At 56.2% G+C, this 21,730-nt stretch carries 22 protein-coding genes; 10 read left to right on the top strand and 12 right to left on the bottom strand.

From position 1 onward, the window contains the following. Positions 1–5: 5 nt before the first annotated feature. Both ACXAGA_RS06095 and ACXAGA_RS06090 read right to left on the bottom strand, forming a co-directional pair. The gene (locus ACXAGA_RS06095; RefSeq protein WP_475116608.1) at positions 6–1,184 is read right to left on the bottom strand and encodes an aminotransferase class I/II-fold pyridoxal phosphate-dependent enzyme; all 1,179 of its coding nucleotides are present in this window, start codon (positions 1,182–1,184) and stop codon (positions 6–8) included. 121 nt (positions 1,185–1,305) lie between these two features. Beyond that, positions 1,306–2,631, bottom strand: coding sequence for an amidase (locus tag ACXAGA_RS06090; RefSeq protein WP_475116607.1), 1,326 nt, complete (start codon positions 2,629–2,631; stop codon positions 1,306–1,308). Between the two features lie 40 nt (positions 2,632–2,671). Here ACXAGA_RS06090 and ACXAGA_RS06085 point away from each other — a divergent pair, with 40 nt between their 5' ends. Continuing rightward, on the top strand, positions 2,672–3,928 hold the full coding sequence (locus ACXAGA_RS06085) for a UbiH/UbiF/VisC/COQ6 family ubiquinone biosynthesis hydroxylase (RefSeq protein WP_475116606.1): 1,257 nt from the start codon (positions 2,672–2,674) through the stop codon (positions 3,926–3,928). Between the two features lies 1 nt (position 3,929). Here ACXAGA_RS06085 and ACXAGA_RS06080 read toward each other — a convergent pair whose 3' ends face one another. The 4 genes from ACXAGA_RS06080 to xth form a co-directional block, all read right to left on the bottom strand. Then, positions 3,930–4,109, bottom strand: coding sequence for a Trm112 family protein (locus ACXAGA_RS06080; protein WP_086450887.1), 180 nt, complete (start codon positions 4,107–4,109; stop codon positions 3,930–3,932). Continuing rightward, positions 4,106–4,732, bottom strand: coding sequence for an LON peptidase substrate-binding domain-containing protein (locus tag ACXAGA_RS06075; RefSeq protein ID WP_475116605.1), 627 nt, complete (start codon positions 4,730–4,732; stop codon positions 4,106–4,108). The genes ACXAGA_RS06080 and ACXAGA_RS06075 overlap by 4 nt, the downstream gene beginning before the upstream one ends. A 27-nt stretch (positions 4,733–4,759) precedes the next feature. Beyond that, positions 4,760–5,665: a thioredoxin gene (gene trxA, locus ACXAGA_RS06070; RefSeq protein ID WP_475116604.1), complete on the bottom strand. Its 906-nt coding sequence runs from the start codon at positions 5,663–5,665 to the stop codon at positions 4,760–4,762. 77 nt (positions 5,666–5,742) lie between these two features. Then, complete coding sequence (gene xth, locus ACXAGA_RS06065) at positions 5,743–6,531, bottom strand: exodeoxyribonuclease III (protein WP_475116603.1); 789 nt, start codon at positions 6,529–6,531, stop codon at positions 5,743–5,745. Positions 6,532–6,591: 60 nt separating this feature from the next. Here xth and ACXAGA_RS06060 point away from each other — a divergent pair, with 60 nt between their 5' ends. Continuing rightward, positions 6,592–7,515, top strand: a complete 924-nt coding sequence (locus ACXAGA_RS06060) for a hypothetical protein (protein ID WP_475116602.1) — start codon at positions 6,592–6,594, stop codon at positions 7,513–7,515. A gap of 122 nt (positions 7,516–7,637) precedes the next feature. Here the strand turns inward: ACXAGA_RS06060 and ACXAGA_RS06055 are convergent, their stop codons facing one another. Then, on the bottom strand, positions 7,638–8,324 hold the full coding sequence (locus tag ACXAGA_RS06055) for a response regulator transcription factor (RefSeq protein WP_475116601.1): 687 nt from the start codon (positions 8,322–8,324) through the stop codon (positions 7,638–7,640). A 162-nt stretch (positions 8,325–8,486) separates the two neighbouring features. Between ACXAGA_RS06055 and ribA the strand changes: the two genes are divergently transcribed. Further along, positions 8,487–9,560, top strand: a complete 1,074-nt coding sequence (gene ribA / locus ACXAGA_RS06050; protein WP_475116600.1) for a GTP cyclohydrolase II — start codon at positions 8,487–8,489, stop codon at positions 9,558–9,560. After that, positions 9,560–10,054: a L,D-transpeptidase family protein gene (locus tag ACXAGA_RS06045; RefSeq protein ID WP_475116599.1), complete on the top strand. Its 495-nt coding sequence runs from the start codon at positions 9,560–9,562 to the stop codon at positions 10,052–10,054. Before ribA ends, ACXAGA_RS06045 begins: the two co-directional genes overlap by 1 nt. Here the strand turns inward: ACXAGA_RS06045 and ACXAGA_RS06040 are convergent, their stop codons facing one another. Beyond that, entirely contained in the window at positions 10,055–10,708 is a 654-nt protein-coding gene (locus tag ACXAGA_RS06040; protein ID WP_475116820.1) for a YggS family pyridoxal phosphate-dependent enzyme, read from the bottom strand. Positions 10,709–10,942: 234 nt separating this feature from the next. Between ACXAGA_RS06040 and ACXAGA_RS06035 the strand changes: the two genes are divergently transcribed. From ACXAGA_RS06035 to holA, 5 genes are all read left to right on the top strand, one after another. After that, positions 10,943–11,953, top strand: a complete 1,011-nt coding sequence (locus tag ACXAGA_RS06035) for a porin (RefSeq protein WP_475116598.1) — start codon at positions 10,943–10,945, stop codon at positions 11,951–11,953. Between the two features lie 143 nt (positions 11,954–12,096). Next, entirely contained in the window at positions 12,097–12,534 is a 438-nt protein-coding gene (locus ACXAGA_RS06030) for a DUF3576 domain-containing protein (RefSeq protein ID WP_475116597.1), read from the top strand. Positions 12,535–12,609: 75 nt separating this feature from the next. Next, positions 12,610–15,156 carry a leucine--tRNA ligase gene (leuS, locus tag ACXAGA_RS06025; protein ID WP_475116596.1) on the top strand — a complete coding sequence of 849 codons (2,547 nt, stop codon included), beginning with the start codon at positions 12,610–12,612 and terminating at the stop codon, positions 15,154–15,156. Next, the gene (lptE, locus tag ACXAGA_RS06020; protein WP_475116595.1) at positions 15,143–15,646 is read left to right on the top strand and encodes an LPS assembly lipoprotein LptE; all 504 of its coding nucleotides are present in this window, start codon (positions 15,143–15,145) and stop codon (positions 15,644–15,646) included. Before leuS ends, lptE begins: the two co-directional genes overlap by 14 nt. 4 nt (positions 15,647–15,650) lie before the next feature. Beyond that, positions 15,651–16,673 (top strand): DNA polymerase III subunit delta, encoded by a 1,023-nt coding sequence (gene holA, locus ACXAGA_RS06015; RefSeq protein ID WP_475116594.1) that lies wholly within the window; start codon positions 15,651–15,653, stop codon positions 16,671–16,673. A gap of 59 nt (positions 16,674–16,732) precedes the next feature. Here holA and ACXAGA_RS06010 read toward each other — a convergent pair whose 3' ends face one another. The 3 genes from ACXAGA_RS06010 to ACXAGA_RS06000 form a co-directional block, all read right to left on the bottom strand. Beyond that, entirely contained in the window at positions 16,733–16,933 is a 201-nt protein-coding gene (locus ACXAGA_RS06010; protein WP_475116593.1) for a hypothetical protein, read from the bottom strand. Positions 16,934–17,024: 91 nt separating this feature from the next. Beyond that, on the bottom strand, positions 17,025–17,666 hold the full coding sequence (locus ACXAGA_RS06005) for a YjbF family lipoprotein (protein WP_475116592.1): 642 nt from the start codon (positions 17,664–17,666) through the stop codon (positions 17,025–17,027). After that, the gene (locus ACXAGA_RS06000; RefSeq protein ID WP_475116591.1) at positions 17,645–19,762 is read right to left on the bottom strand and encodes a YjbH domain-containing protein; all 2,118 of its coding nucleotides are present in this window, start codon (positions 19,760–19,762) and stop codon (positions 17,645–17,647) included. The genes ACXAGA_RS06005 and ACXAGA_RS06000 overlap by 22 nt, the downstream gene beginning before the upstream one ends. Before the next feature lie 140 nt (positions 19,763–19,902). On the opposite strand from ACXAGA_RS06000, the gene ACXAGA_RS05995 reads away from it, so the two are divergent. Then, positions 19,903–20,553, top strand: coding sequence for a hypothetical protein (locus tag ACXAGA_RS05995; protein ID WP_475116590.1), 651 nt, complete (start codon positions 19,903–19,905; stop codon positions 20,551–20,553). Here ACXAGA_RS05995 and ACXAGA_RS05990 read toward each other — a convergent pair. Next, positions 20,526–21,689, bottom strand: coding sequence for a TIGR03862 family flavoprotein (locus tag ACXAGA_RS05990; RefSeq protein WP_475116589.1), 1,164 nt, complete (start codon positions 21,687–21,689; stop codon positions 20,526–20,528). The two genes, ACXAGA_RS05995 and ACXAGA_RS05990, sit on opposite strands and share 28 nt — an antisense overlap. Positions 21,690–21,730 lie beyond the last annotated feature (41 nt).

Raw genomic sequence — 21,730 nt, 5'->3', positions numbered from 1 at the left:
TCCCTTTAATCGTAAAGGCATGCGCGAATAAGGGAGAGCCCTTTGCGCATCTGCTCAATCGGGGCGACCATGGCCACCCGAATGTACCCCTTGCCGGGGTTTTCGTTGTTCACATCGCGGCTTAGGTATTCGCCGGGCAATACACGCACGCCGGTTTCCTGCCACAGTTTCAGGGTCGCCTTTTCGCCGTCTGGCACAGGCAACCATAGGAAAAACCCGCCTTCGGGAATTTCAAAGCCAGGCACGTCGCCCAGAATTTCACGCGCAACTTCGTATTTTTCGTTATACAGTCTGCGGTTTTCGATCACGTGTTCTTCGTCGTTCCAAACACGGGTCGATACGCGCTGGATCGGCAAAGGCAGCGGCGCACCCGAATAGGCGCGCAGCTGGCGGATACGGCGGATCGTTTCAACGCCGCCTGCAACAAACCCGGACCGTAGGCCAGGCAGGTTAGAACGTTTCGATAGCGAATGGAAAATCGTGACCCGTTCAGGATCAGCGCCCATTTCAACCGCCATTTCCAACGCGCCCGCTGGGGCGTCATCGCGGTAAATTTCGGAATAACATTCGTCCGCAAAGATGCGGAAATCATGTTTTTCAGCCAATGCGATCAGATCGCGCCAATAGTCGCGCGACGCCACCGCGCCCTGCGGGTTGGACGGCGAACAGATATAGGCAATCGTGGTGCGATCCAGAATATCGGCAGGCAGGCTATGATAATCAGGCAAGAACCCTGTTTTAGCCGTGGCCGGTACGAACACGGATTCCGCGCCAACCGAAATCGTTGCGATCATATAGACCTGATAGAACGGGTTCGGCGTCAGGATCACAGGACGCTGACCGTTTTTCGTTTCAGGGCACAGCGCCATTGCGGCGTTATACAGACCTTCGCGGGTGCCATTCAACGCCATGATCTGGTCGGTGCCATAGTCCACGCCATAGCGACGTTTGATCCAGCCCGAAATCGCCTCTAGCAGCGCGGGTTCGCCGTCATTTAGCGGATATTTCGCAAAGCCGCCGATATTCGCGGCCATCTCTTCGCCAACCCACGCAGGGAATGGATGTTGCGGTTCGCCAATCGTCAACGCGATCGGTTCGCCCCCCGCATCATGGTGGTCGAGTAGAGCCCGCAAACGCGGGAATGCGTAGTCCGCAAGGTTCGAGAACCGCTCCGGATAGATCATTACTGCCTCAAAGTTGCGAGATCATTAGCGTCCCGCTTTCCCCTTTGATAACCCGCACAATCGCGGGCTGTCCAGAAAAACAGGGCTATACTGATGGTCTTAGGTGAATTTCATGTGGCATTTAAGCCAGCGCCGTTTCCACCGCCAGCGCAATTTGCAGCAAAGTTTCATCCTGATCCGCGCCCGCATTCAGCATAACTCCACCCATTGGCGTCTGTGTCGGCAGCGTGATCGAACAGCCGCCCATCAGGTTCGCAACCCGCGTATTGCGCAGCGCCAGCAGGTTTTCGGACACGAAATAATCATTGTCGGTCAGCAGCCGTTCCACATTTGGCGCACCAATGGGCGATGACGGCATAATAACCGCGTCAAATTCTGCCGTTTCTTCGGCATAGGCGGCGCGTATATTCCACAGCGTGTCCCAACCGCGCAGATAATCCACCGCGCTGAAATCCGCACCGGGGCGAATGCGTTTCAGGATCTGGTGGTACATTTTGTCAGGATCAGATTCGATGATGTACTGCCATTCGGCATAGGCATCGACGGTGTACAGCATCCCCGCCAGTTCGAATGCGTAATGCATGGGGTCGAATTCGATATGTTCGATCGCCGCGCCTGCGGCACGCAACGTATCGACCGCCCCATCGAATGCGCGGCGCTGGTCGGGGCGGACGTCCTCCATCGCGATGGTGTCCAGCACGGCAAAGCGCAGGTTTTTGATATCCTTTTCAATAACCTGCCCCCCCTGCCCTGCTAGAACAGCGGTGATTAATGCCGCATCTTCGACGGAACGGCACAGCGGCCCGACGGTATCAAACGTCTTGCACAACGGCACCACGCCGCCCAGCGACAGCCGCCCATGGGTCGTTTTGAACCCGACCAGATTGTTCCACGCTGATGGCACGCGCACTGACCCGCCCGTATCCGACCCGATCCCAGCCGCCGCCAGCCCAAACGCGACCGAAGCCGCAGCCCCCGACGACGACCCACCGGGGGCCGCGCTGTGATCATGAACGTTCGGGGGCGTTTGTGTCACGGGGTTCACGCCCAACCCGCTAAAGGCGATTTCGGTCATATGCGTTTTGCCCAAACACACCAGCCCCGACGACGTTGCCTCCGCCAAAACATCCGCGTCATGTTCAGGCGTGCGGCCCGCCAAATAGGCTGTACCTGCTTCGGTCGGGGTGCCTGCGCTATCAAACAGATCCTTCCAACTGATCGGAACGCCATCCAGCGGCGACAGACGTTTGCCCGCCTTTGCCCGCGCGCTTGCGGCTTGGGCTTCTGCCATGGCGCGGTCGGCGGTGACGCGGGCATAGATGCGATCCGCGAATTCATGACCGTCGATGGCATCCAGATAGACCCGCGTCAGATCAACAGGATCAATCGCACCCGTTTCGATCCCGCACCCCAATTCGGCTGCCGTCATCCATCGCCAATCTTGCATCATCTGGTCCTTTCGTCAGAAACCATAGGCTAGACCGCCGATGTCGCATGGACAATCCCGCCAATCCGACCATATTTCCCCTATGACCCATGACCACGATATCCTGATCGTTGGCGGCGGCCTGAATGGCCCCGCGCTTGCCCTTGCTGCGGCCCATGTTGGCCTGACTGTTGGCGTGATCGACGCTGTGCCGATCGCTGTGCACACGGACCCCGATTTTGACGGGCGGTCCTATGCGCTGGCGCTGTCTTCGGTGCGATTGCTGCGCAACATCGGCCTGTGGGGCGCGCTGGCTGACACCGCGCAGCCGATGCTGGAAATCAAGGTCACGGACGGCCACGCGGGCCAAGGCCCCGCGCCGTGGATGATGCATTTCGACCACGCCGAAATCGAAGAAGGCCCCATGGGCTACATGGTCGAAGACCGCCACCTGCGCCCCGCCCTGATCGACGCGATGGAGGCATCGGACCGTATAACCGTTTACGCCCCCGACACCGTGGTCGCGCAAGAAACGAACGACAGCGCCGCGTCGGTCACGCTGGCATCCGGCAAAGTGTTAACGGCATCGTTGCTGGTTGGCGCGGATGGCCGCAAATCAGGCACCGCCGAACGTGCGGGCATTAAACGCACAGGCTGGGGATACGGACAAACCGCTATTGTCTGCGCCGTCGAACATGAACTGCCCCACAACGGCGTTGCGCATCAGTTTTTCATGCCGCACGGACCGCTGGCGATCCTGCCGCTAAAGGGCAATAAATCGTCCATCGTTTGGAGCGAAACCGACGCCCGCGCCGCCCAATGCGCGGCCATGTCGGACGACGAATTTATCGAAGAGCTAAAGCCCGCCTTTGGCAGTTTCCTAGGGCCGATCAAACTGGCGGGGAAACGGTTCACCTATCCGCTGGGGCTGACGCTGGCGAATTCGTTTATCGCGGATCGTATCGCATTGATCGGCGATGCGGCGCACGGCATGCACCCGATTGCGGGTCAGGGATTGAACGCGGGTCTGCGCGATATCGCGGCGCTGGCCGACGTTCTGCGCGATGCGCGTCACACGGGCCAAGATATCGGCGGAGCGTTGGTTCTAAAAAACTACCAACAGTGGCGCCGGTTCGACACAGCCACATTAGCTATGGCGACCGATACGTTTAACAAACTGTTTTCGAACGATAATCCGCTGCTGCGCACAACCCGCGATCTGGGCATGGGCGCTGTGAATGCGATGCCGAAACTGCGCCGTAATTTCATCCGAGAGGCCGCTGGCCTAACCGGCGACCTGCCCAGTTTGATGCGCTAGATCAGTCGATCTGGCGCGCCTCGTCCACCAACATCACGGGAATGCCGTTGCGGATCGGGAACGCCAATTTCGCAGCTTCTGAAATCAGTTCCTGTTTTTCGGCATCATAGGTCAGGCGGGATTGGGTTTGTGGGCACACCAGTGCCTCTACCATCTTTGGATCAAACAGCATGTCGGTCATTGCAGGTTCTCGTCTCCGCCCCCGTGCAGGGCATAGGTCATCAATGTAATCAGCGTTTCGCGCCGTTCGGACAGGGTCGGCGCTTCTAACAACGCTTGGCGGTCCTCGGGTTCAAACGGGCATAGCATCGACAGCGAATTGATCAATAGTTCATCATCGGCTTCGCGCAGACCATCCCAATCGGTGGACAGGCCGCGGTCTTCGAAATATCGACCAAGCAGTTTGAGCAATTCAGGGCGATCCATCGCCTTGTCGTGTTCATCATCGCCCAAATCACGGTCAAACCCGTCGAACGACACGTCGAAACGACGATAGGGAGTGAACCCTTCGACTTCGGCCCCCAAACGGTAACGCGACACCCCAGTTAGGGTAATCATATACCGCCCGTCATCTGTTTCTGAAAACGCAGTCAAACGGCCCGCGCAGCCGATCTTATGCAGGCCGCGGGTGCCATTGGGCTGGATCATACCAATCATCCGATGCGGCGTTTTCATCACGTCTTCGATCATCGCCAGATAGCGTGGTTCAAAGATATGCAGCGGCAACTTTGCCCGAGGCAGCATCAGTGCGCCGGGCAAAGGAAAGACAGGTATCGTCTGCGGTAAGTCGGCAATGTTCCTCATTATCCGCAAGGTAGGTCGCCCCTTATGTTAGGCAAATATCATGGACGACAATTTACGGCGTCCATTCAATACAACAGGGTCATTTGGTTTCAGCGCATCGAAAATCTGGAACAATTGCGCCTTGGCCGCGCCTTCATTCCATTCGCGATCCATTTTGAACATGGCCAGCAAACCGTCGACCGCGCCTTCGACATCGCCGGCGGCGTGCATGGCCTGCGCCAGATCCAGACGCGCCTGCATATCGGACGGGTCGGCATCCACTTTGGCCTGCAATTCAGCAACCGGGCCTGCCTTTTCGGCCTGACGGGCCAACGCGATTTGCGCAAAGGCGGCTTCGATAGGGGCGGCATTCGAAATTTTCGCAGGCGCGCCGTTCAGCACGGCTTCTGCTTCGTCCACTTTGCCCATGGCCAGCGTTGCGCGGGCCAAACCGCCAAACGCCGCGGCGTTTTCAGGTTCTTCGCCAATCACCGCCGAGAAGATTTCCGCAGCGCTTTCTGCGTCGCCTTCGGCCAGAATGTTTTCAGCTTCTTCCAGCGCAGCCTCTAGGCCTTCGGCGCCGCCCATAGCGGTCAGTTTGTTCACGAATTCGGACAGTTGGCTGGGCGATACGGCGCCCTGAAACCCGTCAACAGGCTGACCCTGCCAGAACGCATAAACGGTCGGCACGGATTGAACGCGCAGCTGCCCCGCGATCATCTGGTTTTCGTCTACGTTGACTTTGACCATTTTGACCTTGCCGCCTGCTTCGCGGACGGCTGCCTCTAGCTGAGGCATCAGGGTTTTGCATGGGCCACACCACGGCGCCCAGAAATCCACGATGACAGGTACCTCTTTCGACATCTCGACGACGTCTTGCATAAAGGTCTGGTCGGTCGTGTCTTTGATCAGATCGTCCGCTGCGGCCTGCGGCTGTCCACCTAGTTCGAGCATCTCGCCCTCCGATTAAATTTGTTGTCTTTTATATGAGGAGGACGGCACGCAATGACAACCTCCGCCCCGAAGGTTCGTTATAAATCGAATGTCGCGAAAACCGGCGCGTGGTCGCTGGGCTGTTCCCAACCGCGGACCTCGCGGCGGATACGGCTGGAATGGGCGGCGTTGGAAATATCAGGCGTGGACCAGATGTGATCCAAACGGCGGCCTTTGTCTGCGGCATCCCAATCTTTGGCGCGATAGGACCACCACGAATACAGGCGACCATCAGGGATGTCCTGACGTGTGATATCCACCCAATTGGCCGATTCCTGAACCTGCGCCAGATGCTCAACCTCGATCGGGGTGTGGCTAACCACCTTGAGCAGTTTTTTGTGATCCCAAACATCGTCTTCGCGGGGCGCAATGTTGAAATCACCCACGATCACCGTTTTTTCAGGTTTGGTCGCGTGGAAATAATCCCGCATCTGGGTCAGGTAATCCAATTTCTGACCGAACTTTTCGTTCTTTTCGCGGTTCGGTTCATCGCCGCCCGCAGGGATATAGAAATTGTGGACCGTCACGCCATTTGCCAAACGGCCCGCGATGTGACGGGCGTGGTTTAGGGACGCGAAATCCTGACTGTCGGTTTCTTCCATCGGGATTTTCGACAGGATCGCTACGCCATTGTACCCCTTTTGGCCGCGCGCAACCATGTATTCATAGCCCAGCGCCTTGAACGCATCGAACGGGATTTTTTCCACGGGGCTTTTGCATTCTTGCAGACACAGAACGTCTGGAGTGTCTTCGGTCAGCAAGCGGGACACCAGCGCTTCGCGAAGGCGGACAGAGTTGATATTCCAAGTCGCAAGAGAAAAAGTCATGAATAGCTCCGATATTTGCGCTACTCCTATCAACTTAGACATTTTGACAAAAGAGTTGTTATGAACAGAATCCCTTTGGCTTTCGCATTGTGTTTAGCTGGCGCAACCAACGCCACTGCATTGCCGGACGGTACCTATATAATCTCTTCGGGGATATTTGATCCCGTTGCCGCCACGCCGCGCTATGTCCATATTGATGTGCATGGGAACGAAATAGATGCCACCTTTCTCGCGTTCTTCTCTCCGGACTCTTACACCTGTCACACGACAGACATGTGTACTGGGATTTGGCCAGGATTGCAGTTAACTTTGACCGATGACGGGATCGTCGCGACGCGCACACGCGACGATATGATCAGCACCAGCAATGCACTTTTAAATATCGATACGCTGGATGATCTGCTGTATGTTGAACCGCTAGTGAATTTCATGCAAACCGCCGATCTGAGCGATGATCGCATCCACCCGATGTCGCGCGATGCCGCATTGGGTTTGCGCGGTCTGATTATGTCGCTGGACGTGTCAGTCCAATCTTTGGACGGCTGCGACATTCGACAACTATCCCAAATCGAAGCGAACGGCGGTCATGATCGCCTGCAAAATGCGTTATCCTATTTCCAGTACAAGGCCGAAATGGCCGACGCTTATGTGTCGCTGTCTCCACATGAATTGATGACCGAGGCCGAATTGGATGCCGCGCGCGAAAAACAGCTCCCCTTCCGCGCCCGCACCTTTGCTTTAGGCATGATCACAGGCGAAACGGCAAAAACTGGTGATTTCCATGCTGCAATGGCGACAGTTTTCGAACGTCCTTACATGGCCGATATGCTAACGGAATCCGGCCTGACACCTGATGATGTTATCGCGCCGGTCGCGGATATCATGCCAAACGGCATATCCTATTTTCAAGAAATCGCCGCACTGCGTGAATCAGGTGCCGAAATTGTCGAAGCCGTCTGCGCCGACATCACTTTGGGGCTCTGACAAAAAAAGCCCCCGCAAATTCAGCGGGGGCAAGTCCAACAGGGAGGATGGTGACTTGACCCCGCCACCAGGGGAACTGTTCAATCTTAACGACAGTGCGTTTGGATTGTTTAACCCGTAGGTCATACCACCAATCGGTAACCGCCGCTTTCTGTCACCAACAAACGCGCATTGGACGGATCAGGTTCCACCTTTTGGCGCAGTCGGTAGATGTGAGTTTCCAACGTGTGGGTCGTCACACCGGCATTGTAGCCCCAAACTTCGTGTAACAAGACATCGCGCGGTACCACGTGATCAGTCGATCGGTACAAAAATTTGAGGATATTGGTTTCCTTCTCAGTCAACCGTACCTTCTTTTCGTCCTCTGTGACTAGCAATTTCTGTGCCGGTTGGAATGTATACGGCCCGATTTGGAAAATTGCGTCTTCGGATTGTTCATGCGTCCGCAGCTGCGCACGAATGCGCGCCAGTAAAACAGGGAACTTGAACGGTTTGGTCACATAGTCATTTGCGCCTGCATCCAGACCCAAAATCGTATCGCTATCCGTATCATGACCCGTCAGCATCAAAATAGGACATTTGATGCCTTGTTTGCGCATCACCTTGCACAATTCACGTCCATCGGTGTCAGGCAGGCCTACGTCCAGAATGACCAGGTCATAGATGCCTTCTTTTGCGCGGATCAGGCCATCATGACCGTTACCGGCTTCGAACACGTCGAACTCTTCGGTCATGATTAACTGTTCACCCAACGCTTCGCGCAGGTCTTCGTCGTCATCTACCAGTAGTATGCGTTTAAGCTGTGCCATGTGTGTATCGGCCTCCTTCACGTCTACTTGATCATCTGTGACCTGATACGCACCACGGCAAGGTTTCCGTCATTAAATCACGCGGACGTGTCAAAATTGCATGGAATGTTTCAATTCCTAACAATTCATCCTAATTACTACCCAACTACAAAAGGCAGCCCCATGGGATTTGGACCCAACATTGTCGAACGCATCGCCCGCGCCCGCGCTGATTTGCGGATGGGTGTGCCCGTTGTTTTAGACGGCGGCGCATTGATGTTTGCCGTTGAAACGCTGGATCAGGACCGCCTGAACCAGCTGGACGATCTGACAGGCGTGACGCTGGTGATCACATCGCACCGCGCCAAAACCCTGCATGTCGTGCCCTACGATTCGGATCTGGCCCGCGTTGCGCTGCCACATGATGTTGACCTGAATTGGATTCGCGCCGTTGCCGATCCAGCGGATGACCTGAACGCCCCGATGAAAGGTCCCCTGCGGTCTGAACGTGGCGGTGACGCAACGTTGCACCGCGCCGCAATCGCCCTAACCAAGGCCGCGCGCCTACTACCTGCCGCGATTGTTGTGCCGCTGGATAATGCACAGGCCTTTGCCCTGACGCATAACCTGACGATGGTGCCTGCCGATGCTGCGCTGGATCAAACCATGTCGCCCCAGCATCCTATCGTTGCTGCGCGTTTGCCTATCGAAGTGTCAGAGGCTGGCCGCTTGCATATCTTCCGCCCCGAAGACGGTGCCGAAGAACATTACGCCATCGAGATCGGCAAACCTGACCGCACCCAGCCCGTTTTGGCGCGCCTGCATTCCGCCTGCTTTACGGGCGACGTTCTGGGCAGCCTGAAATGCGACTGCGGCCCGCAGCTGCGCGGCGCGTTGGCCCAAATGGGCGCCGAAGGCCACGGCGTCCTGCTGTATTTAAACCAAGAAGGCCGCGGCATTGGCCTGACCAACAAAATGCGCGCCTATTCGCTTCAGGATCAGGGCTTTGACACGGTCGAGGCAAACCACCGCCTGGGATTCGAAGACGACGAACGCGATTTTCGGATCGGCGCGGAAATTCTGCGCAAACTGGGCTTCGCGTCCGTGCGCCTGCTGACCAACAACCCCAACAAAGTCGCCCGCATGCAAGAAAGCGGGATCAACGTCGCCGAACGCGTCGCGCTGAAGGTCGGCGAGAACCGATTTAACCACCACTATTTGGCCACCAAGGCCAAAAAGTCGGGACACCTATTATAATGCACGCGTTCGATATGGTGGTCTCACGGGGTAATTTGCGGTTCATGGGCCGCCGGTTTCCCTGCACCATCGGGCGCGGCGGTGTGACTGCAGACAAACGCGAAGGCGATGGTGCCACCCCGCGCGGGACGCATCGGATCGTTGGGATGCTTTACCGCCCTGATCGCGTGGCCCGCCCCGCCGACTGGGCGCTGCCGATTGCCAAAGACGATCTTTGGTCGGACGATCCAACCCACGAAGACTATAATACAATGGTGCGCGCACCCTATCCGCACAGCCACGAAACGCTGCGCCGCGCGGACCCACTATATAATATCGTGATCATCACGGACTGGAATTGGCCCTATGCGGTGAAAAACCGTGGGTCGGCCATTTTTATCCACCAAATGCGGCGCCCTGGGTATCCGACGGCAGGCTGCATCGGATTGCGCCCCAAAGACCTGCGGTGGATCGCGGCGCGCATCCGTTATGAAACGCGCCTGATCGTTTTGTAATCAGCCGTAGTCGCGTTCGCCAAAAATCGCAGACCCAACGCGGACATGAGTCGCGCCAAAGGCAATCGCCTTTTCGAAATCGGCGCTCATCCCCATAGACAGACCATCCAGCCCGTTCCGTTCTGCAAATTTGCGCAGCAGCGCAAAATGCATCGATGCCTCTTCGTCCACTGGCGGGATGCACATCAGTCCCTTAACCGGCAGATCCAGCGCACGGCATTCCGTAACAAAGGTATCAACATCGGCCGGCAACACGCCTGCCTTCTGGTCCTCGTCGCCTGTGTTCACCTGCACAAACAGATCAGGGCATTTTCCAATCTCTTGCGCAATCCGCGCCATAGCCTGAGCCAGCTTTGGGCGATCCAGCGTATGAATGCTGTCCGCCAATTCCATCGCCGCGCGGGTTTTGTTGGTTTGCAACGGCCCGATCAGGTGCAGATCGATTCCATCGTATTTTTCGCGAAACATCGGCCATTTGCCTTGGGCTTCTTGGACTTTGTTCTCACCAAAGACTCGGTGGCCCTGCTCCAGAACGGCCTCGACTTTTTCGTTTGGCTGCACTTTGGACACCGCAATCAGGGTCACAGACCCCGCTGCGCGACCATGTTCTTTTTCCGCTTTTGCGACCTTCGCTTTGATCTCGGACAGGCCCATGATCTGCTCCATTCATCTTTGAAAATTGGGGTTCTGCGCAGAAATAGGCCACTCGACCACCTGTGTCATCTACAAAGCCCCCGAAAACGTGGTGTGTCCTTCGTGCATCATTTTTCTGATTGAGACGCCAACCTGTCGCCATTTGTCTTGAGTGACAGCGGCTTTGGGCGCAAATACACCATCAATGCTAGACACACTGGCATTCTCGGGAATGCAAAACACGAGGGTAATCCTATGAAAAAAATTCTTTTGGCTTCGGCTTCGATCGTAGCTTTCGGTGGCGCAGCAGCTGCTGAAGTATCCTTCTCCGGCTCGGCTACTCTGGGCTACAACGACACTGACCAGACTCTGGCAACCGACGACAACGAGTACGGTTTCTACGCAGACATCGAAGTAGACGTAGCTCTGTCCGCAGAACTGGACAACGGCCTGACCGTTTCGGCTTCGGCTGACATCGATGAACTGGACGCAGACTCCGGTGACTTCGGTGGCGTTACCCTGACCATCGCTTCGGAAACCGCATCGCTGGTATACGGCGACACCGAATTCGCAGCAGTTGACGCATGGGCTGGCGTAGGCTCCATGGACGACGACGGCTTTGCAGAGCAAGACGGTGAAACCGTTCTGAAGGCAACCGTTGCATTCGGCGGCGTAGACGCAGCAGTGTCGTACATCGTTGACGCAGCAGCACGCGACGAACTGACCGATCTGTCGATCGGCGCAACCACCACTCTGGGTTCGGTTGACCTGTCGGTTGCTTACCAAGAAGAAGACACCTTCAACGAAATCTTCGGTATTTCGGCAGCTACCTCGTTCGCTGGTGCAGACGTTGCATTCGGCTACGCAATGGACAACACCGCAGACGACTCGTCGATCGGCGTAGAAGTTGCATACCCATTCGGCCCAGTAACCGCGACCGCTTCCTACGTCATGGAAGACGCTGGCGAAGACAACTGGGACATCGAAGTTGCATACGCTGAAGGCGCTCTGGCTCTGACCGTATACACCGACGAATCCGAAGACTACGGTCTGGAAGCTGAATACGACCTGGGCAACGGCATCGAGCTGGCAGCTGGTCTGGTTGACGGCGGCGACACCACCTACGTTGCAGGTACCTACGACCTGGGCGGCGGCGCAGAACTGCTGGTTTCCTATGTTGACACCGACGCAGTCAACGACGACGACGAATACGGTGACGGCGACTTCCAAGAAGGCGCTACCGTTGAACTGTCGTTCGACTTCTAATCTGATCTAAGATCTGATTAAGCGAGAGCGGTCCTTTTGGGCCGCTCTTTGCTTTTGGCGGTGTTGCCTCTTGTGACAGATGCCTGCGTTGTTTACACATTTCGGGAAACAGGCCCTAGGGCACTGACCGAAAGGGTAATGACTTGAACGCCTTTATCAAAACCACCCGCTTGACCATTGCTGGTGTCGCCTTGATCGCACTTACGGCCTGCTCTGGGTCGCTGTTCGGCGGCCGAAGCGCCGAAAATGCTGTCACGCAGCCCGTCCGCGCCGCCGGCGCTGAATCCGTTGCTGTAAACCGCTACCTTTGGAACGCATCCTTGGATGTTCTGTCGTTCCTGCCGATTGAATCGGTTGACCCGTTTACAGGCGTCATTGTCTTTGGCTACGGCACGCCCCCCGGTGGCGGACGCGCGTATCGCGGAACCGTGCATGTATCTGACCCAGCGCTGGATGCTCGTTCGCTGAACGTTTCGCTGTTCACATCCGCTGGCCCCGTCAGTGCGGCAACCCTGACCGCAATCGAAGATTCCATTCTGGGCCGCGCCAGACAGCTGCGGATTCAAGACCGCGACCTATAGAATCCGCCCGCAAAACGCATTATGACCACGCCGGGCCCAGTCGCCCGGCGTTTCCATGTCCCAAAGGTCCAAAACATGTCCCAATACTCTGCTGCTGACATCGAACAGAAATGGCAATCCGAATGGGAAAAGGCCGGTGTCTTCACCGCCACCCGTGACGAATCCAAACCGAAATACTACGTGCTGGAAATGTTCCCCTATCCGTCGGGTCGTATCCACATGGGGCACGTGCGGAACTACACCATGGGCGACGTGGTTGCGCGCTATAAAATGTCGACAGGCCATAACGTGCTGCACCCAATGGGCTGGGACGCCTTTGGTATGCCTGCGGAAAACGCCGCGATGGCATCGGGCGGCCACCCCAAAGACTGGACCTATAAAAACATCGCGGACATGCGCGGCCAGATGAAACCTCTGGGCCTGTCCATCGACTGGAGCCGCGAATTCGCGACCTGTGATCCTGAATACTATGGCCAGCAGCAGTCGCTGTTTATCGACATGCTGGACGCGGGTCTGGTGTACCGCAAAAACGCGGTCGTGAACTGGGACCCTGTCGATATGACCGTTCTGGCAAACGAACAGGTTATCGACGGCAAAGGCTGGCGGTCGGGCGCGGACGTTGAACGCCGCGAATTGACCCAGTGGTTCTTTAAAATCTCGGACATGGCCGACGATCTGCTGGAATCCATCGACAATCTGGACGATTGGCCGGCCAAGGTAAAACTGATGCAGTCGAACTGGATCGGCAAATCGCGTGGTCTGGAATTCGGGTTTGAACGTGACGGCGCCGATCCGATCACCGTTTACACCACCCGCCCTGATACGCTGATGGGCGCGTCGTTCGTGGGCATTTCCCCCGACCACCCCATCGCGAAAGAGCTGGAGCTGAACAACCCAGCCGCTGCCGAATTCATCGCCGAATGCCGCAAAGGTGGCACCACAGCCGAGGCGTTGGAAAAGGCCGAAAAGCTGGGCATGGATACCGGCATCCGCGTGAAACACCCGCTGGATCCGTCGTGGGAACTGCCTGTCTGGATCGCGAACTTTATTCTGATGGACTACGGCACCGGCGCGATTTTCGGCTGCCCTGCCCACGACCAGCGCGATTTCGATTTCGCAACGAAATACGACCTGCCGATCAACGCTGTGTTCACGGCGCCAGACGCGGAAACGACCGACCTGACCGAAGCTTACGTGCCGCTGAAATCCGAAAAAGTCCGCTATGTCCGCGGTTTTTCGGGCGACGCAGTGCAGACTGGCGATGCAGGCGTTGATGCCGCCATCGACAAAGCCGAATCCGAAGGCTGGGGCAAAGGCGTCACGAAATTCCGCCTGCGCGACTGGGGTCTGTCCCGTCAGCGTTACTGGGGCTGCCCGATCCCTGTCGTCCACTGCGAAGACTGCGGCGTCGTACCAGAGAAAAAAGAAAACCTGCCTGTGCAGCTGCCTGATGACGTCACATTTGACGTGCCTGGCAACCCGCTGGACCGCCACCCGACATGGCGTGATTGCGCGTGTCCGAAATGTGGTGCGCCTGCGAAACGCGAAACCGATACGATGGACACATTCGTGGATTCGTCGTGGTACTACGCGCGCTTTACGTCGCCCCGTGCTGACACGCCAACCAATCGTGCGGATGCCGATTACTGGATGAACGTCGACCAATACATCGGCGGCATCGAACACGCGATTTTGCACCTGTTGTATTCACGTTTCTTTGCCCGCGCGATGAACGTCACGGGTCACCTTCCTGATACCGCGCGCGAACCGTTCAATGCCCTGTTCACCCAAGGCATGGTCACACACGCGATTTATCAGACCAAAAACCCAGAAACCGGCCGCCCTGTGTATCACTACCCAGAGGAAGTCGACCTGCGCGACGGCAAAGGGTTCCTGAAAGACGGCACCGAGGTGGAAATCATCCCTTCGGCCAAAATGTCGAAATCGAAAAACAACGTGGTTGACCCGCTGAACATCATTTCGGCATTCGGCGCAGATACCGCGCGTTGGTTCGTTCTGTCCGACAGCCCGCCCGAACGTGACGTTGAATGGACCGCATCGGGCGCCGAAGCGGCCGCCAAACATCTGGCCCGCGTTTACCGCATCTGCGCTGACATCGCGCAAATGGACGACGGCGAAACCAACGAAGACAAAGCTCTGCTGAAAGCAATGCACAAGGCCATTCAGGACGTAACAGGCGGCGTGGACAGCTTTGGTTTCAACGCGGCGATTGCGAAACTGTATGGTTTCACCAGCACCCTGCAAAAATCCAAAGCAGGCGGCAAAGCCAAAAAAGAAGCAGCCCGCGTTCTGGCCCAACTGATGTCGCCAATGACCCCGCACCTGTCCGAAGAAATCTGGACTCTGCTGGGCGCCGAAGGCTTGATTATCAACGCAGCTTGGCCTGTGGTTGATGAATCCATGCTGGTCGAAGACGAGGTGACTCTGCCGATCCAGATCAACGGCAAACGCCGTGCAGAAATCAACGTACCAGCCGATATGTCCAAGGAAGAGGTTGAAAAACTCGCCCTTGCACACGAAGCTGTGGTCAAAGCGCTGGACGGTGGCCAGCCTAAGAAACTGATCGTTGTTCCAGGCCGTATCATCAATGTCGTCGTCTAATCCAATAGCCCGTTTTGCCCGCCACATCGTGTTTACTGTGGGTCTGGTTGGTATCACGGGCTGTGGATTTGTGCCGGTCTATGGCCCCCATGGATCGGCAAATGACCTAACTGGTTCGGTTTCCTATAACGTCGATCAATCCGCCGAAGGTTACCACCTGCGCCAACGATTGGTGGAACGTTTGGGGACACCTGATACTCAGGCCCCAAATCTACTGACGGTCCGAATTGAGACGTCGGAAAAACCAGTGGCGATTGCGTCAAATGATACGACCGTGCGGGCAACCGTAACCGGCGCTGCTGACTATTCGTTGGTCGACACTGCGGGCGCGGTCATCGTGACGGGATCCGTCAAAAGCTTTGAAGGGTATTCCAGCTTGGGCAGCGTTGTTGCGATTAACGCCGCACAGCAGGACGCCTATGAACGCCTATCTTACAGCCTCGCGGATTTGATCGTTGCCCAGATTTTGACGCGAACGGCGGGCAACTAGCGCTATGAAGTTAAACGCACGTGATGCTGCCGCCTATTTTCGCAAACCGGACCCGCACAAAGCTGGTCTGCTGATTTTCGGCGCGGACGCCATGCGCGTTGCGCTTCGCCGAAAAGAGGTGATTGACGCGCTGGTTGGTCCCCAAGGCGAAGCAGAGATGCGGCTGACGCGCATGTCGGGCGGCGAATTACGCAAAGACGGCGCGTTGTTGAACGATGCCATCAAAGCGCAGGGTTTTTTCCCTGGTCCGCGCGTTGCCTTCGTTGAAGATGCCACCGATGGATTGTTCGCCACCTTCGAAGCCGCGCTATCTGATTGGCGTGACGGCGATGCGCAAATTATCGTCACAGCCAACCAGCTGACGGCCAAATCCAAACTACGCAAGTTATTCGAAGGCCACCCAGCCACATATTGCGTAGGCATCTATGACGACCCACCCGGACGTGACGAAATCGAAGCGACTTTAGCCAAATCAGGCGTATCGGACGTGAGCCGCGACGCGATGGAGGCGATCCTTGGGTTGTCACGGATGCTGGACCCAGGTGATTTTCGCCAGACCATTGAAAAGCTGGGCCTGTACAAACTGAACGACGCGTCACCAGTTTCCGTCGAAGACGTTGATGCCTGCCGTCCGCAATCCGCAGAGGCAGGCCTAGACGATCTGTTAAAGGTCGTTGCGAATGGACAAGCGCAAAGCATCGCGCCCCTGCTGCGCCGCCTATATGCCCAAGGTGTGAACCCGACGACGCTGTGTATAGGGGCGAACCGTCACTTTAGGACGCTGCACGCTGCAGCCAGCGATCCGGGCGGCCCAGCGGCTGGTGTGGGGCGGTTGCGCCCGCCTGTTTTTGGGCCTCGCCGCGATGCAATTGTCCGCCAAGCTTCGGCTTGGGGGCGGGATAAATTGGAACGGGCATTGTCGGAACTGTTGACCACTGACCTGACGTTGCGGTCGACATCGCGCGCGCCGCAGCAGGCGCTAATGGAACGTGCGTTGGTCCGACTGGCAATGATGGCAAAGCGCTAAAATGACTAAAGGCGGGCCTAGGCCCGCCTTTAGCAAATCTCGAACTAAGTTAGTGAAACTTAGGAGTCGGAAGAAGCTGCAACTGCTGCAACAACTGCCAGAGCGCCCAGAGCCAGCCACAGGCCACCGTTCGAACCAGCTGGTGCTGGAGCAACTACGGTTGGTGCTGCTGGGGTGGTTACAACTGGGGCAACGCCGCCAGCGTTTGCTGCGGATGCTGCTGCGATTGCAACTACGGATGCTAGAACGATTTTACGCATGGTACTACTCCAAAAAAATAGAAGGCTTGTCTGTGCACGGGCGTAGCTAATATCCGCACGTTTATCAAGAACTTCTTTGTGACAACTGCAATCAATACGATTGCGTAGTCAGGTGTGTCAAATTTGGCGAAATCCATTGCTGTGATTGGATGATTTTCCCACCTTCTTGCAACCAATACGCGTTTTCAAAGCCGATCAAATCGTTCAGACAGACCTCTTTGTAGCGGATTGCATCATACTGCCCAGTCGCCAAAGTGACTGATTCCGGCCCTACGCGTTCGAATGTACAGGACAATTCGGCGCGCGCGATATCATCATCCCCTTCGAGCAGTTCGAAACGACGCTGGTATTGCGTTGGTCCACCGGCCAGAGCCGCAACCGTGCCATCCACGTCAGCCGCATACAGATCGAATCCCATGCCGCGCGTGGCCACAACGATACCCGCCTGCGTTGTCACGGAACGTTCATCCATACCCGCCCATGTCACACGGTCACCGTTCTGTCCGATACGTTTTAGCAACCCGCCCCAACCCGTCGATGGCAGAGCCATCAATATGCCTTCGGAGCCGTTCAGCCAGGCTTGGGTATCCACCTGTTCTGGTTCGGCAGCGCGGCCTGACAAGGCCAGTTCGATCGCGCGCGCAATGCCGGTATTTTCGGCCTTTGGCCCACAAGCGACCAATGCAATCGCCAAGAAAAGATATTGGTATTTCATCGCCAGAAACGTCCCCATGATTGGTCATAATCCGCAAGGTGCCCATTACGGATGGAATCGTACAAACGACCATCCACATTCAATCGCGCACCACCGTCGCGGGTCAGGGAATTCAGGCGCATGTCCACTGTATTGCGACTAGGTTTGCCGATGGCCCAGTCTGTCGGGATGGTCAGCATGATGCCTTTGTCAAACGACCCTTCACCGAAATCGTCAAACGGCACATCTGTCATCGTCGCATAGGCACCGATACGCCAACCATTTGAAAATTCACGGTTTACAGACAATGTTGCACCCCAGTCCCCTGCCAAATAGCGACCTGCATCAATTTGAACGTGGAAATCGCTAGGGCTTTGCCAATAGGCGGATAGGTGACCAGACATAACGTCATAGTCCTGCACGCCAAACAGCATGTCGAAATCACGTTGCGCGGTGTAATTCAGTTCTGCCCCAAAGGCCCAACGGCTATCGATCGGTTTCCACAACAATTCGGTCGACAGACCTGCGTGCATTTCTTCGATGTAACCAAAGGTCAGACGTGAATACAGCCGATCGGATGGACGCCCGTACCACGCCAAAGTCAACCGATCGATGCCCCCGTCACCTTCGGTCCGATACAACGCAGCATTTCCGCGAACAGGAGGAAGAGAAGAGTCGCGAATTGTCTCTTCAATGATGTCATCATCATACAGTGATTTGCTCATCGATCCTGATAGAACGATGTTCGGCTGAATGCGGTACCGCATGCTGGCCTCGACTCCGATGTCAAAAGCGGCAGGGTTGCTGGAATCGAACAGCGCGACCGTTGCATAAGGCATAATGCCCCAGACGAACGCAGGATCATTCGCCGGAACAGGTATCAGATCGTCGCCGGGGTAATCGAAAGACGCCCGGCTATAGATGTCCTGCGCGCTACCAACGCGGTTTTCCAACGTTTCAACGTCCGAACGCGACACTGTTACCTGCGACAGCGGGATGCCCCGCTGCATAGGTTCAAGAGCGAAGAACTCTACCGAGGGTGGCATCGCATTTGTCAGGATACGCGCGATGCGCCCCATCGCCTGCGCTTCGCTGCGATATCTGTTGTTGGTATATCGCAAGCGGACAGTGTCGCCATCAACCGATATGCCATTCAGGCTAATACCTTCGGCATCCAGAACCTGAGACAGCCCTGCCCCCACCGCAGCCTGAGTCTGAGTATCCGGTGCCCAAGTCGCGGCAGCCGCAGCATCGGCAGCCCTGACCGCGACGGGCACAGGCGCACGATCTTCGCCGCCCGCAATAGGCGGGCGGGTTGGATTTAGAACGCTGGTAAACCCTAAACCGATTTCCCCGCCGTACAGCGAATAGGCGCTGATCTGGTAATTGACGTTCGGCTGATACGTCACACCAAAATTGAACGGAGATTTGTGGTCAAAGCTGCCGTTGGCAACCTCGCGCGCGTAGGCATCTGACGAATATTCCGCGACGGCGGTCCATTGCGGATTGATTTGCCATTCGACGCCCCCGAAAAATGCCGCATCGCCGCGGAAATACTGGTTTGCCGATGGCAGGCCACCGTTGCCAGCATCATTTTTGGGACGCGTTTCAAACGCTTCGTCCAATGCGCCCAAGGGGTTAGTGAACCCGTTATACGACCCCAAACGCCCCCAGCCCAAACCAGCAGTTACGCGCAGATTGTCGGTCACCGATTTGGTCGCAACAACATATTCCGACGTCAGCAACCCTGTGCCCGCGAAATCCCGCAAACCGATTGCGAACGAAGGACGCCAAGTGGCTTCGTCTAGAATACGGTACCGGAAATCGAAACTCCGATCGTATGTTTCATCGGTGTTCGGGCCACGGTAATTCGGAAACCGCGTGTACCTGAACGTGCCAGACAGACGCGGTGTAATCTGAAACGCGATTGACGTCCGCTGCTGCATCGAAAAGCCAGAATAGCTCACAGCTAAATCAGCATCTGCCGCCGATTGTGCCGTCGGCATTTCGATCAGGCCAATATTGCCAAACAACGAATATCGCGAACTGATGTCGTCCGCGTGAACCGGCGCGCCAAAACCAATTGCAGCCAATGAGACCGGCACACAAACCGATTTGATGAAATTTTTTCGCATATTTGCCCCTTTGCGATCGGGACCGATTTATCAATCGTTCAACATAAAAGCAAAAGATGACAAACTAGGACTAGCAAAAAACAACCCTAAGTGGCATTGATGCAATTCATGGTTGGCCCCATACCGACAACGAGAGACGTATGATCATTTCGCACCGACATCGGTTTATCTTTTTTCATCAACCCCTGACCAATGCGGGTAGTTTGCACAACTATCTGGAAACTTGGAACGAAGAACCGATTGAACAAATCCATCGGCGCACCCCTGAACATCCGTTTTATCGGCACATGCCTCCTGCGGCGGTAAAAAAAGCCTTTGAAAACCTAGGATGGGATTTTTCCAGCTATCGGCGCATTACCTGCACGTCGAACCCTTATGTTCGGCTTTCGGCGCTCCACACACGCATCAAACGGCACGATCCTGTCTGGCGGTTGAAAACGTTTCTTGGCCTAAGAACGCCCAGCTTTGACGAATGGGTGCATCAGTTGAGCATGAAACACAGCCAAAAAGACGGCACAGTATCTCAGCACTGGCGCAAAATGGCTGCTATGCCTTGTGAAACGTGGTGTGGGAACCTGACGACGGACGTCATCCCAACAGAGCGTCTGGAAACCGACCTACCCCCTGTTTTGGCGCAATTAAAACTACCCTGTCCGCCCGATATCCCCAGCCTGATTAGGGAACCAGAACCTATGGCCCCGATGTCTGCGGAAACCATTGAACTGATCGCAACCCGCTACATCAATGACATTTCCGCATACTGCTACAAAGCACCCGATCCGCTGACGTAATCGATAGCGGCATTGGCGGCATATCTGCCTGTCGCCAAACAGCCAGTGATCAAATACCCGCCGGTTGGCGCTTCCCAATCCAGCATTTCTCCGGCGCAAAAGACGCCAGGCCGATCACGCAGCATCAAACGGTCATTCAGACCGTCAAATCGCACCCCACCCGCAACCGATATTGCTTCGTCCAATGGGCGCGGCCCCGCGTGGCGGATCGGCAGAGCCTTGATCAAACCCGCGAGATCATCGGGAAATGGCCGCCCGAATTCTTGCAACAATGCGATTTTGATCGGGTCCAACCGCAACGATTTACGCAAAAAATTCGCCAAGGAATTTTTACCGCGCTTTGCCAAACGATTGCGGACCTCTGCAACAGACAGGTCAGGCACAAGATCCACAACCAAAGGCGCGCCATCGCGCACAAAAGCGGACATTTCATAAATACCGCCGCCTTCGATACCGCGCTTTGACACGACAAATTCGCCTCGGGTGCGGTGTTCGCCGGCATGCAGTTCTACGCCTTTGACGGGGGTGCCGAAATGGCTGTGCATATGCTGGGTCCAATGCACGTCGAACCCCATATTAGCGGGTTTGAACGGCGCCACAGGAGCAGAGATAGTTTCCACCCATTGCCCGTCAGACCCTAGGCGTGACCAGCTGGCCCCGCCTGTCGCCAAAATCGCCACATCGTATTGCAGGCTTTCGCGCCCAGACGGAGTGTCGAACATGGCCGCGCCGTGGTCCCACCCGACCCACCGCCAACGCCGATGCAACACAACGCCGCGATCATCCAATCGGCCCAACCAGTTGCGCAATAGCGGCGATGCTTTCATCACGGTTGGAAAAACGCGACCTGTCGATCCGGTAAAGGTCTGCTGTCCCAAACCTTGGGCCCAGTCGATCACCTGTTCTGGACCGAATTCGTCCAGTGCGTTTTTCATTGCGTCCGCTGGCGATCCATAGGCCGCCATAAAATCGGGCTTCACTTTGGTGATATTCAGGCCCGATTTACCAGCCATCAGAAATTTACGGGCAGGCGATGGCATAGCATCGGCGATTGTCACGTCGATACCAGCAGCAGATAAAACATCTGCCGCCATAAGCCCCGCCGGACCCGCACCGATTACAATCGCTTTTGCCATGTCGGCCCTACCTGTTGTTTAGGCAGCAGACCTATCATTCC

Source organism: Marivivens sp. ABH4_498, assembly GCF_056160585.1.
The sequence above is the reverse complement of the archived record's forward strand: the minus strand, read 5'-3'. Positions and strand labels throughout refer to the sequence as shown.